Genomic DNA, 12,366 nt, shown 5'->3' with positions numbered 1-12,366 from the left:
ATGAAAATCAGAGCGCAAATCGGCATGGTGCTGAACCTGGACAAGTGCATCGGCTGCCACACCTGTTCCGTCACCTGCAAGAACGTGTGGACCAGCCGCGACGGCGTCGAGTACGCATGGTTCAACAACGTGGAAACCAAACCCGGCATCGGCTATCCGAAGCAGTGGGAAAACCAGGACAAGTGGAATGGCGGCTGGCGCCGCACGGACTCTGGCAAGATCGAGCCGCGCCAGGGCAGCCGTCTGAAGATCCTGGCCAATATCTTCGCCAATCCGAACCTGCCCGCCATCGACGAGTACTACGAGCCGTTCACCTACGACTACGAGCACCTGCAAAGCGCGCCGCTGTCGCAGACGCCGCCGACGGCCCGTCCGATCTCCGTGCTGACGGGGAAAAAGATGGAAAAAATCGAGTGGGGCCCGAACTGGGAAGATGACCTGGGCGGCGAGTTTGCCCAGCGCAGCAAGGACAAGCTGTTCGACAACATGCAGAAGGAGATGTACGGCACGTTCGAAAACACCTTCATGATGTATCTGCCGCGTCTGTGCGAGCATTGCCTCAACCCGACGTGCGTGGCGTCCTGCCCGTCCGGCTCCGTGTACAAGCGCGAAGACGACGGCATCGTGCTGATCGACCAGGACAAGTGCCGCGGCTGGCGCATGTGCATCTCCGGTTGCCCGTACAAGAAGATTTACTACAATTGGTCGTCCGGCAAGGCGGAGAAGTGCACGTTCTGCTTCCCCCGCATCGAGGCCGGCCAGCCTACCGTGTGCTCGGAAACGTGCGTGGGCCGCATCCGCTACCTGGGCGTGCTGCTGTACGACGCCGACAAGATCGAGGCTGCCGCCTCCGTGCCGCAGGAGCAGGACCTGTACCAGGCGCAATTGGGCCTGTTCCTCGATCCGCACGACCCGGCCATCATCGCCGAGGCGCGCCGCCAGGGCATCCCGGACCTTTGGCTCGATGCTGCCGTCAAGTCGCCCGTCTACAAGATGGCCGTCGAGTGGAAAGTGGCGTTCCCGCTGCATCCCGAATACCGCACCTTGCCGATGGTGTGGTACGTGCCGCCGCTGTCGCCGATCCAGGCAGCCGCCGAATCTGGCAAGCTGGGCGTGAACGGCATGCTGCCCGACACCCAAAGCCTGCGCATTCCCGTGCAGTACCTGGCCAATTTGCTGACGGCCGGCGACCAGCCGCCCATCGTCACGGCGCTGGACCGCATGCTGGCCATGCGTGCCTACATGCGCAGCAAGACGGTCGAGAAGGTGGAGAACCTCACGGTGCTCAAGCAAGTGGGATTGACCCAGGCGCAGGTGGAGGACATGTACCACATCATGGCCATCGCCAATTACGAAGACCGCTTCGTTATCCCCAGCAGCCACAAGGAAATGGCCGAGGACAGCTTCAACGAGAAGGGTTCGTGCGGCTTCAGCTTCGGCAACGGCTGCTCGGACGGCAGCAGCGAACCGACCTTGTTCGGCAAGAAAAAACACGGTTCGGCCATCTTCATGCAGATGCCGAAGTCGCGCAAAACGGCGCCTGGCGCTTAAGGAGACGATATGACACACGCTATGCATCACTATCAAGTCCTCTCGCGCCTGCTGCTGTACCCGGAGCCCGAGCTGATCGCGCACCTGCCGCAACTGGAGGCCGCGCTGGCGGCCGTGCCGGAGCAGCAGGCGCTGTTGCGGCCCTTGCTGGCGCACCTGGAAAGCAGCAGCCTGATCGACCTGCAGCAGCAGTACGTGGCCACCTTCGACCGCAATCCCTCGCACTCGCTGCACCTGTTCGAGCATATTCACGGCGAATCGCGTGACCGGGGCCAGGCCATGGTCGACCTGATGGAGGAATACAAGCGCCACGGCCTGCAGATGGTGGGCGACGACTTGCCCGACTTCGTGCCCCTGTTCCTGGAGTTTTTGGCGCAGCTCGACGAGGCAGTCTCGGCGCCGCTGCTGGGCGACGCCGTCCACGTGCTGGCCCACATCGGCCGCAAGCTGACGGCCAACGGCAGCCCGTATGCGCCCGTCTTCACCGTGCTCGAACGCCTGAGTCCCGTGGCGGCCGAAATGCTGGCCGAACCGCCGGTGCGCGACATGGATGAAGCGCTGGAAACCTTCGGTCCCGGTGCGGATGGCGTCGAGCCCTTGCTGCGTCAAGCCCCGGGCGGCGTCCATCCCGTGCATTTTCACCCGCAGCCGCGCCGCGCCGCTTGAAGCGCGCCCGCATGAGGAGAGTACATCATGAGTAATTATTTGCATCAATTTGTGTATGGCATTTATCCATACATCGCGCTGGCCATCTTTTTTCTCGGCAGCCTGATCCGTTTCGACCGCGAGCAATACACGTGGAAGTCCGATTCCAGCCAGCTGCTGCACCGCGGCAGCCTGCGTTTGGGCAATATCCTGTTCCACATCGGCATCATCGGCCTGCTGTTCGGCCATGCGGCCGGCTTGCTGACCCCGGTCTGGGTGTGGGATACCTTGGGCGTGTCGCATAGCCTGAAGCAGGGCGTGGCCATGGCGGCCGGCGGCGTGATGGGCGGCCTGTGCCTGGCCGGCATCCTGATCCTGCTGGCGCGCCGCTTCGGCAATGCACGGCTGCGCGCCGTCACCACGGCCGGCGACAAGCTGGTGATGGTGTGGATTTTGCTGACCTTGCTGCTGGGCCTGTCCTCGATCTTCGTCTCGGCGTCGCACATGGATGGCCACATGATGGTCTTGCTGATGAACTGGGCGCAGCACATCGTCACCTTGCGCGGCGACGCCGCCAGCTTCATCGTCGATGCGCCGCTGGTGTTCAAGCTGCACCTGTTCATGGGCATGTCGCTGTTCGTCATCTTCCCGTTCACCCGTCTGGTGCACGTGTGGAGCGGCTTTGGCGCCATCGGCTATCTTGGTCGCGCCTATCAGTTAGTTCGCCGCCGCTAAGGTGGTCATTGAAAGGAGAATCATTATGGGAATTTCCGTCAATGGCATCGATATCGACGATGCCGACATCGCGCAGGAATTGCCGCATCACGACGGTGCCGGCAATCCGCTGAAACAGGCCGTGCATGAACTGGTGCTGCGCCGGCTGCTGCACGCCGAGGCGCAGCGCCTCGGCGTGCAGGGCGGCAGTATTGATGACCGCATCGAGGCGCTGTTCGCGCAGGAAGTGCGCGTGCCGCCCGCCGACGATGCGGCTTGCCGCACCTTTTATGCACAGCGCCCGCAGCTGTTTCGCAGCGGGGCGCTGGTCGAGGCGCGCCACATCCTGTTTCAGGTGACGCCGGAGGCGCCTTTGGAGCTGCTGCGCACGACGGCGCAAGCCGTGCTCGATGCCCTGAAACTGGCGCCCGAGCGCTTCGCCGAACTGGCGGCGCAGTATTCGAACTGTCCGTCCGGCGCCCTGGGCGGTAGCCTGGGCCAGCTGTCGCCGGGCCAGAGCGTGCCGGAATTCGACGCCCTCGTGTTCCGCCTGGAGGCAGGCGCGCTGGCCGGCCATTTGCTGGAAACGCGCTTCGGCTACCACATCGTGCAGGTGCAGCGCCGGGTCGAAGGCAAGGCCATCCCGTACGAAGCGGTGCAGGCGCAGATCGCCGACCGCCTGGCGCGGGCGGCGTGGCAGCGCGCCGTGCACCAGTACCTGCACCTGCTCGTGGGGCGGGCGGACATTGCCGGTATCGAGCTCGAAGGCACAGCCAGCCCGCTGGTTCAGTAAGTAGAAATGCGTAGCTAAAAAGGCGTAGGCCGCTAGGCCTTCTGGGGCACAGCCAGATCGTGCCCCAGCCTTTACAATCACGGAAGAATCAGGAGTAGCGTCATGGGTAGCGTCAAGTTGCAGGACCGTTTTGGCCGTTCGATCGATTATGTGCGGCTGTCCGTCACCGACCGCTGCGATTTGCGCTGCGGTTATTGCATGCCCAAGGGTTTTCGCGGCTTCGAGGAGCCGAAGGACTGGCTGACGTTCGACGAAATCGAGCGCCTGCTGGGCATTTTCGTGCGCCTCGGCACGCGCCGCGTGCGGCTGACGGGCGGCGAACCGCTGTTGCGGCGCAATCTGCCGCAGCTGGCGCAAAGGCTGTCCGCGCTGCCCGGTCTGGACGACCTGTCGCTGTCGACCAACGCCACCCAACTGGGCAAGCATGCCGTGGCCTTGCGCGCGGCCGGCGTGGACCGCATCAACGTCAGCCTCGATTCGCTCGACCGCGCCTGCATGCAGCAGATCACGGGGCGCGACAGCCTGCAGCCCATTCTGGATGGCCTGATGGCGGGCAAGGCGGCCGGTTTCGACCCGATCAAGATCAATATGGTGGCCATGCGCGGCGTCAATGACGGCCAGATCGAGGCCATGGCGGCCTTCTGCATCGAGCAGCAGTTCATCCTGCGCCTGATCGAAGCCATGCCGATGGGCAGCACGGGCCGCAATGCCAGCTACATGCCGCTGGGTCCCGTTCGCGAACGCCTGGCGGCCCGCTTCGGCCTGGTGCCGCAGGCGATGGAACTGGGGGGAGGGCCGGCGCGCTACATGGCGACCCCCGACGGACGCTCGAGCATCGGCTTCATTACGCCCATGTCGCAGCATTTTTGCGCCACCTGCAACCGGGTGCGCCTGTCCGTCGATGGTACCCTGTACCTGTGCCTGGGACAGGAAGAGAAATTCGCGTTTGGCCCCATGCTGCGCGGCGGGGCCACGGATGCGCAGATCGAGGCGGCGATCCGCGCCGCCATCGAACTGAAGCCGCAGCAGCACGATTTCAATACGCAGCCCGATAAAATCATCCGGTTCATGGCACAGACGGGCGGCTGAGGCAGTTTGCATTCACATTCAAGGGCGGTATGAAATTCAAGGCGATGTTTTCCTCCTGGCAGAAGCTGTCGACCAAGATCGTCGGCGCGCTGCTGCTCATGCTGGTGCTGGCCTTGAGTGCCATAGGCTGCACCCTGTTTTTGTCGTGGCAGCTCGAAGGCAGTTCGGCCGCCATCAACGAGACGGGCCGGCTGCGCATGCAGACCTACCGCCTGACCCTGCTGCTTGCCAGCGACGCCCGCGAGCAGGCGCGCCAGCAAGTGCTGCTGATCGATGAGACCCTGGCCAAGATCGGCCACGGCGACCCGCAGCGTCCCCTGTTCCTGCCCCCCAGCACGGCCATCAAGTCCGAATTCGACCGCATCGGCGTCGCCTGGCGCAGTGCCTTGCGTCCGGCCGCCCTGGCCGCCGATTCCATTGTGCGCGCGCGCCAGTTCGAGCATGACGCCGACACCTTCGTGGGACAGGTGGACCAGCTGGTGCGCCTGATCGAGCACGACAGCGAACAGCGCACCTTCTGGCTGCGCGCCTCGCAGCTGATCCTCGTCGGCATGGCCGTCATCGGCACGGTCAGCATGATTTACCTGATGTTCATGCTCATCATCGAACCGGTGACGCGGCTGCGCCTGGGCATGCAGCGCATGAAGGAGCGCGACTTCAGCGTGCGCCTGGCCGTCGAGAGCAATGACGAATTCGGCCAGCTGGCCAGCGGCTTCAACCAGATGGCCGACCGCCTGCAGGCGCTGTACGGCAACCTGGAAGAGGGCGTGCGCAGCAAGACGGCCACGCTCGAATACCGCAACCGCGAGCTGGCGCTGCTGTACGAAAGCGCGGCCTTTTTGCAACGCCCTCAGCCGCTGGAAGACATCTGCGGCGGCTTCATGCAGCGCATCGTCGATTATTTCGAGGCCGACGGCTCCACCGTGCGCGTGCTCGACGCCGAGCGGGGCAACCTGCACATGGTGGTGCATACGGGCCTGTCCGAAGAACTGGTGGCGTCCGAGCATTGCCTGAAGGTGGGCGACTGCCTGTGCGGCACGGCCGTCGAGATGAAGGTGGCGAAGGTGCACGACATGCGGCGCATCGACAAGGCGCACGAGCTGCGCTGCCACCGCGAGGGCTTTGCCACCGTCTCCGTTTTCCATATCCACGCGCACGAACAGCACCTGGGCTTTTTCAACCTGCATTTCCGCCATGCGCGCGTGTTTTCCGCGCGCGAACTGGCCTTGCTGGAAACCCTGGGCCAGCTACTGGGCATCGCGCTGGAAAACCTGCGCCTGGCCGCGCGCGAACGCGAGATGGCCATTTCCGAAGAGCGCAACCTGGTGGCGCAGGGTCTGCACGACAGCATCGCGCAAAGCCTCAACTTCCTCAACCTGCAGGTGCAGATGCTCGACGACTCCGTGCGCAATGCGCGTTTCGACGAGGTGGCGGGCATCGTGCCGGCTCTGCACGCGGGCGTGAAGGAAAGCTACGAGGACGTGCGCGAACTGCTGGCCAATTTCCGCAGCCGCCTGATGGAGGATGACCTGATTGGCTCCCTGCGCGCGGCGCTCGACAAATTCCGCCGCCAGACGGGCATCGACGCCGAGCTGCTGGCCGACGTCGACGGCGCGCCATTCCCCCGCGAGCAGCAATTGCAGTTATTATTCATCGTGCAGGAAGCGCTGTCGAACATCCGCAAGCACGCGCAGGCCAGCCACGTCGAGGTGCGTCTCGCCGATCACCAGGATTTTACGCTGACGATCAGCGACAATGGCGTCGGCTTCGACGCTGCCGCCGTGCTGGAAAAGGGCGACAGCCATGTCGGCATCCATATCATGCGCGAGCGCGCGCAGCGCATCGACGCCACGTTCGACGTGCATGCCTGCCCCGGTGGCGGCACGACCGTCGAACTGCATTTGTCGCGCGAGCAGCGCCGCGCCGCCTAAGCCACTATCTGAAAGTATAAAAAAATGGAGACTCCCGATAAACCGATCACCGTCATGCTGGTGGACGACCACGCGCTGTTCCGCAGCGGCATACGCTCGCTGCTGCAGCGCCATACGGACTTTTCCGTCGTGGGCGAGGCGGCCGATGGCGTGGAAGGCATCAAGCGCGCCATCCAGCTGCAGCCCGACGTGGTGCTGCTGGACCTGAACATGGCCGGCATGTCCGGCGTGGAAGCGCTGCAGCTGATGCAGCACGACTGCCCCGATACGGCCATCGTCATGCTGACCGTGTCGGAAGACGCCGAAGACCTGGCCACGGCCCTGCGCGCGGGCGCCTGTGGCTATTTGATCAAGAATATCGACGCCGACTACCTGGTGCGCGCCATCCGCCGCGCGGCGGCCGGCGAAGTCGTCATCGCCGAAGCGATGACGGGCAAGCTGGTGGCGCAGCTGCAGGCGGGCACGCGGCGCGAGGAGCCCGTGTCGGAACTCGACAAGCTCACGCCGCGCGAAAAGGAAATCATCGACTGCCTGTCGCGCGGCGAGAGCAACAAGGGCATCGCCCGCACCCTCGACCTGGCCGAAAGCACGGTCAAGATCCACGTGCAGAACGTGCTGAAAAAACTCAACCTCACGAGCCGCGTGCAGGCGGCCGTGTACGCGGTCGAGCACCGCCAGGGCAAGTAGCCCGAGTCGGGGTCGGACCCGCCGGGTCAGACCCCATGGTGACTTCTCGCTATCTCTCTAGTCCTTTATGCCGATGGCGGCATCTGCGCTTTTAAAGTAGTATATTGAATATATCTTTAAAGGCGACTCCATCATGGCCATCACCCCGATCAGCGAACCTTCTCCACCTTCCACGACAGCAGGCGCCGCTCCCTGGCATGCCGGCCACGCCGTCTGGCAACTGGGCTTCCGCCCGTTCTACCTGCTGGCGGCCGTGTTTGCGGCCATCGCCATTCCCCTGTGGCTGGCCAGCTATGGGGGCCTGCTGCCTGGCGGTCTGCAGGTGGGCCTGGGATGGCACATGCATGAAATGGTGTTCGGCTTCGCGCTGGCCGTCGTCGTCGGTTTCCTCTACACGGCGGGGCGCAACTGGACGGGCTTGCCCACGCCGCACGGCGCTCCGCTGATGGCGCTGGCGGGGCTGTGGCTGGCGGGACGCGTGGCCATGCTGTGCGGTCCCGGCCTGCTGCCGGCGCTGGTTGACTGGCTGTTCCTGCCGCTGGCCGCCTGGCCCCTGTACCAGGTGCTGCGCCGCTCGGGCAATACGCGCAATCTGTTTCTCGTCGGTCTGCTGGCCTTGCTGGCGCTGGCCAATGCCCTGTTCCACGCGGCCGTGCTGGGCTGGCTGCCGCTGTCGCTGTTTGTGCCCGTGCAGGCGGCCATCTTCATCATCGTGCTGATCGAATCGGTGATCGGCGCGCGCGTCATTCCCATGTTTACCCGCAATGGCGCACCTGGCAGCACGCCGGTGGCCAGCCCGAAACGCGCGCTGGTCGCCGTGGCCTGCATGGCGGCGGCCGCGATTGCGTGGCTGGCCGGTGCGCCCGCCTGGCTGACGGCGCCGCTGGCCTTGTGCGCGGCAGGCGTATCGCTGGCCAATCTGCTGGCCTGGCAGCCGCAGCGCACGGTGCGCGTGCCGCTGCTGTGGATTTTGCACCTGTCGTATGCGTGGATCGGCATCGGCTTTGCGCTGCTGGCGGCTGCCAGCCTGGGTCTGCTGCCGGCCAGCGCCGCCTTGCACGCGCTGACGGTGGGATCGATGGCGGGCCTGATCATTGGCATGATGACGCGCACCACCCTGGGCCACACGGGACGTGCGCTCAAGGGCGGCAGGGCGGAAGCGGCGATGTACTGGCTGATCCAGCTGGGCGCGCTGGCGCGCCTGCTGGCTGCCGTCGGTCCCGCCGCGCTGTCCATGCCGCTGCTGCTGGCGGCCGGCGCGTGCTGGTCGCTGGCCTTTGGCCTGTATGCGTGCGTGTATGCGCCTTATTTGTGGCGCGCCAGGGTGGATGGCCGCGAAGGCTAGCCTGGCGTCAGAACGGGCGCCAGGCCAGCAGTTTCTTGATTTCCGGCGCCCAGTAGGACAGCGATTCGCCCACGACGAATAGCAGCATGCCCAGCATGAAGGCTCTCAACAGCAAATCCCTGCACCAGATCATGGTGTCTCCTAAATTTTCATATTGGCAAGTCTATCATTGGCATGCGCTGCCATGTTGTGTTTCTGGCATGGCCGGCTGGCCGGGCGCCGGCGTCTGTGCCGTGAATGCGGCGACGGCATCGATGGCGTGCGCCAGCGCCTGTTCCAGGGCATCGAGCGCGGCTGACGCATCGTCGCCCGCGTGCAGCAGCTGTTCGGCTTGCTGGGCGGCTTGCAGGGTGGCCGGCAGGGCCAGGCTGCCTGCCACGCCGGCCAGCTTGTGCGCCAGCGCGGCGGCGTCGCCGCGTGCGTTGGCCGCCAGCAGCGCGCGCATGGCGCCCACCGTATTGCGGTAAGTGTTGCCGAAGTGCGACAGATGCTGGCGGTAGGGCGCTTCGTCGAGCCACTGCGCCATCCCTTGCGCCAGGTCGATCACGGGCGCCGCGCCGCCTGCCCGCAAGGGCGTCGCCGCTTCGGTCGCTGCCGGCGGCAGGGCCGGCAGCCCTTGCGCATGGCGCCGGTGCGCGCTCGCGATCAGGGCGATGGTCTGCGGCACGTCGAACGGTTTGCTGATGAAATGGTTCACGCCCGCTTCCAGCGCCGCCGTGCGCTGTGTCCGGAACGCCCCGGCCGTCAGGGCCACCACGGGCAAGTCCTGGAACTGCGGCAGCTGGCGCAGCGCGCGCGTCGCCTGCAAGCCATCCATGACGGGCATCTGCACATCCATCAGCACGATGTCGACGTCGGACGGGTGGGCCAGCAGCCAGTCCAGCGCCTGCTGGCCATCGCAGGCGAACGAGGGCAGGGCGCCCTGGTCGCACAGGATATGGTTGACCACGTCGCGGTTGATGTCGCTGTCGTCGACCACCAGCACGCGCACGCCGGCCAGCACGCGTGCCCCCAGCGCTGCGTGGCCCGTGTCCAGGCCGGCCGCTTCAGCACGCCGCTGGCGCGCTTCCATCGTCGCGTTGTACAGGCTGGAAGCCGTCACCGGTTCGTTGAGGATGGCATCGGCCGGATTGGCCGGGTCCGTATGGCGGCGCGCGGGCGCTGTCGCCGGTGCGCCGCTGGCCGCCAGGATCACGATGGGGCAATCCTGCGGCGGCAGGTGCTCGCGCAGGGCGCGCGCCGTGGCTTCCCCGTCCATGTCCGGCATGCGCGCGGCCAGCACGATGACGCCGGGCCGCGCGTCCTCGGCGCAGGCCAGCGCATGCTCGAGCGCCGCCTGGCCGCCGGAGACGGCATGCACGCGCCAGCCCAGGCCCTGCGCGACGGCGGCCACGCCGGCGCGCGAATCGGCCTTGCCGTCGGCCAGCAAGACGCGCAAGCCCTGCATGTCGGGCGAGGACGGGGCGCTGGCGGGCATCAGCTCTAGCGGCACCGTGAAACTGAATGTGCTGCCCTGGCCCATGACGCTTGTCAGGCGCATGGCGCCGCCCATCAGGCGCACCAGCTGGCGGCAGATGGTCAGGCCCAGTCCCGTGCCGCCGAAGCGGCGCGTGGTGGAGCTGTCGGCCTGGGCGAAGGCGGAAAAGATCGCCTCCTGCACCTCGGGCGCGATGCCGATGCCCGTGTCGCGCACGCTGAAACACAGCACCGCGGCGTCGCCGTCGCGGCTCTCCAGCGTGCTCGTCAGCTCGACCGCGCCTTGCGCGGTGAACTTGATGGCGTTGCTGGTCAGGTTGACCAGCACCTGTTCCAGCCGCAGCGCGTCGCCCATCACCTGCTCGACGCCATCGGGCAGCGGCCCGATGCGCACTTCGATCGGCTTGTCATGCGCGGCCACACCCATGCTGGCGGCGATCTTTTCGATCACGTCGGCCAGGCGGAACGGCGCCCGTTCGATGGTCATGTGGCCCGCCTCGATTTTCGATACGTCGAGCACGTCGTTGATGATGCCCAGCAGGGACTGGCCGGCGGCGCGGATCTTGCGCGCCATGAGCAGCGCTTCGCCATCGAGGCCGTCGCGTTCCAGCAGCCAGGCCATGCCGAGGATGGCGTTGAGCGGCGAGCGTATTTCATGGCTCATGTTGGCGAGGAATTCTGCCTTGCTGCGGTTGGCCGATTCGGCCGCGTCGCGCGCCAGCAGCATGGCCTCTTCGGCCTGCTTTTGCGTGGAAATATCCTGGGCAAAGATCAGGGTCGCCGGTCCATCCTTGAGCACCACGCGCGTCGTGGTCTTGTACATGGGCACGGGCAGGCCCTGCTTGCCCAAGCCCACGGCCTCGAACACCTGTTCGCTGGGCGAATCCGCCTCGATCAGCGCTTCATTGGCGGCCAGCGCCGCCAGCGATGGCGCGGAAATCATCGCGGACCAGGGCAGGCCGTTCAGATTGTCATCCGCCGTGTAGCCGTGCAGCCTGCGGTAGCGGGGATTCGAGTAGATGAAGCGGCCGTGGCGCAGGATGGCGATGGCCACGGGCGCGTCTTCGATCAGGGTGCGAAAGCGCGTTTCGCTGTCGGACACGGCTTGCATGGCCTGGCGCTCCGTTTCCTGCTCCGCATGCCAGGCGGCCTGCTGCCGGCGCCGCCGCTGGCTCCAGAACAGCAGGCTGGCCGCGGCCAGCGCCAGCACGGCAAAGGAAAGGACGTAGCCGAGCGCCTGGCGTTGCAGCGGGGCGGCGATGGCCGCTTCTTCGCGGCTCAGGCCGATGATGAGGGCGCGGTCCATGTGCAGGGCCGGCGGGGCGATGGTCGCCATGGACATGACGCGGGGGGCGGTGGGGGCGCCGGCAATGTCGACGCCGCTCAGGACGCCCGCCTGATAGCCGCTGTCGCGAAAGCGCCGCAGGAAGCTGCCGGGGACGTCCATATTGGCGCCATTGGCAGTCCTGGCCGGGTAATTCAGGAACTGCCGGCCGTCGCCATGCAGCACCACGGCCCAGACGTCGGGCGCGTACATGGCGGTGCGGAACTTGGCCGTGAAGTATTCGGGGGCGAAGGTGGCCACCACCACGCCGGCAAAGCGGCCTTGCTTGTCCTGCACCATGCGCGACGCCGTGATGACCAGGTCGCCCTTGAAGGTATGGAAGGGCGCCGAGATGTACAGCATGCGCGCATCGGGGGCGTCGCGCGCCGTCTGGAAGTAGCCGCGGCGCGAAAAATCCTGGTCCGCCAGTTCCGCGATGTTGGTGGCGACCGGCTTGCCTTGCGCATCGATGACCAGCATGGTGCGCACGCCAGGCATGGCGTCGACCAGCGCGGCCAGGCGCCGGGGCAGCGCTTGCCCGGCGTCCGGTGCCGTGCCGGCGGCCAGATAGTCGCGGATCACGCCGCCCAGCACCAGGTTGGTTGCCTCCAGGTCGACTTCGATATTTTTTGCCAGCAGCGCCGTCAGCACGCTCAGGCGCTCGCGTTCGGCCGCGTCATGGCGCGCCGCCTCGGCCAGATGCGCATAGGCGAGGGCGGCAGCGACGATGAGCAGCCCGAGGAGCAAGAACAGCCATTCGATCCATTGTCTGCGCACCGCCGCCGCATCTGTGTGATAGGTCATGTGGCGA

The 12,366-nt window shown here is 66.0% G+C and carries 10 protein-coding genes; 8 read left to right on the top strand and 2 right to left on the bottom strand.

All coding sequences use genetic code 11. The annotated features are described in order from the left end of the window. The 8 genes from narH to AC1RBA_RS05320 all read left to right on the top strand — a co-directional run bounded on the left by narH (position 1) and on the right by AC1RBA_RS05320 (position 8,755). Complete coding sequence (narH, locus tag AC1RBA_RS05355; RefSeq protein WP_121669280.1) at positions 1-1,551, top strand: nitrate reductase subunit beta; 1,551 nt, start codon at positions 1-3, stop codon at positions 1,549-1,551. A 21-nt stretch (positions 1,552-1,572) separates the two neighbouring features. Continuing rightward, positions 1,573-2,217, top strand: coding sequence for a nitrate reductase molybdenum cofactor assembly chaperone (gene narJ / locus AC1RBA_RS05350; protein ID WP_083287560.1), 645 nt, complete (start codon positions 1,573-1,575; stop codon positions 2,215-2,217). 27 nt (positions 2,218-2,244) lie between these two features. Further along, complete coding sequence (gene narI / locus AC1RBA_RS05345; protein ID WP_121669281.1) at positions 2,245-2,931, top strand: respiratory nitrate reductase subunit gamma; 687 nt, start codon at positions 2,245-2,247, stop codon at positions 2,929-2,931. 25 nt (positions 2,932-2,956) lie between these two features. Beyond that, positions 2,957-3,703, top strand: coding sequence for a peptidylprolyl isomerase (locus tag AC1RBA_RS05340; protein WP_492417040.1), 747 nt, complete (start codon positions 2,957-2,959; stop codon positions 3,701-3,703). Between the two features lie 102 nt (positions 3,704-3,805). After that, positions 3,806-4,792 carry a GTP 3',8-cyclase MoaA gene (moaA, locus tag AC1RBA_RS05335; RefSeq protein ID WP_070313637.1) on the top strand — a complete coding sequence of 329 codons (987 nt, stop codon included), beginning with the start codon at positions 3,806-3,808 and terminating at the stop codon, positions 4,790-4,792. Between the two features lie 44 nt (positions 4,793-4,836). Beyond that, complete coding sequence (locus tag AC1RBA_RS05330; RefSeq protein WP_492417038.1) at positions 4,837-6,723, top strand: type IV pili methyl-accepting chemotaxis transducer N-terminal domain-containing protein; 1,887 nt, start codon at positions 4,837-4,839, stop codon at positions 6,721-6,723. A 24-nt stretch (positions 6,724-6,747) separates the two neighbouring features. Beyond that, positions 6,748-7,410: a response regulator gene (locus tag AC1RBA_RS05325; RefSeq protein ID WP_034781594.1), complete on the top strand. Its 663-nt coding sequence runs from the start codon at positions 6,748-6,750 to the stop codon at positions 7,408-7,410. Positions 7,411-7,543: 133 nt separating this feature from the next. Further along, the gene (locus tag AC1RBA_RS05320) at positions 7,544-8,755 is read left to right on the top strand and encodes an NnrS family protein (protein WP_492417036.1); all 1,212 of its coding nucleotides are present in this window, start codon (positions 7,544-7,546) and stop codon (positions 8,753-8,755) included. 7 nt (positions 8,756-8,762) lie between these two features. Here the strand turns inward: AC1RBA_RS05320 and AC1RBA_RS05315 are convergent, their stop codons facing one another. Together AC1RBA_RS05315 and AC1RBA_RS05310 are read right to left on the bottom strand one after the other, a co-directional pair. Further along, positions 8,763-8,888 carry a hypothetical protein gene (locus tag AC1RBA_RS05315; protein WP_268994148.1) on the bottom strand — a complete coding sequence of 42 codons (126 nt, stop codon included), beginning with the start codon at positions 8,886-8,888 and terminating at the stop codon, positions 8,763-8,765. Between the two features lie 33 nt (positions 8,889-8,921). Beyond that, positions 8,922-12,359 carry a response regulator gene (locus AC1RBA_RS05310; RefSeq protein WP_492417033.1) on the bottom strand — a complete coding sequence of 1,146 codons (3,438 nt, stop codon included), beginning with the start codon at positions 12,357-12,359 and terminating at the stop codon, positions 8,922-8,924. Positions 12,360-12,366: the final 7 nt, after the last annotated feature.

Source organism: Janthinobacterium sp. GW823-FHT03B06 (genome assembly GCF_058796955.1).
Note: the sequence above shows the minus strand (reverse complement) of the source record. Positions and strands in the feature narration are given on the sequence as shown.

Excerpts from the sequence above, each read along its gene's own strand:
- narH (WP_121669280.1), top strand. The coding sequence starts at position 1 with ATGAAAATCAGAGCGCAAATCGGCATGGTGCTGAACCTGGACAAGTGC.
- narJ (WP_083287560.1), top strand. The coding sequence starts at position 1,573 with ATGCATCACTATCAAGTCCTCTCGCGCCTGCTGCTGTACCCGGAGCCC.
- narI (WP_121669281.1), top strand. The coding sequence starts at position 2,245 with ATGAGTAATTATTTGCATCAATTTGTGTATGGCATTTATCCATACATC.
- AC1RBA_RS05340 (WP_492417040.1), top strand. The coding sequence starts at position 2,957 with ATGGGAATTTCCGTCAATGGCATCGATATCGACGATGCCGACATCGCG.
- moaA (WP_070313637.1), top strand. The coding sequence starts at position 3,806 with ATGGGTAGCGTCAAGTTGCAGGACCGTTTTGGCCGTTCGATCGATTAT.
- AC1RBA_RS05330 (WP_492417038.1), top strand. The coding sequence starts at position 4,837 with ATGTTTTCCTCCTGGCAGAAGCTGTCGACCAAGATCGTCGGCGCGCTG.
- AC1RBA_RS05325 (WP_034781594.1), top strand. The coding sequence starts at position 6,748 with ATGGAGACTCCCGATAAACCGATCACCGTCATGCTGGTGGACGACCAC.
- AC1RBA_RS05320 (WP_492417036.1), top strand. The coding sequence starts at position 7,544 with ATGGCCATCACCCCGATCAGCGAACCTTCTCCACCTTCCACGACAGCA.
- AC1RBA_RS05315 (WP_268994148.1), bottom strand. The coding sequence starts at position 8,888 with ATGATCTGGTGCAGGGATTTGCTGTTGAGAGCCTTCATGCTGGGCATG.
- AC1RBA_RS05310 (WP_492417033.1), bottom strand. The coding sequence starts at position 12,359 with ATGACCTATCACACAGATGCGGCGGCGGTGCGCAGACAATGGATCGAA.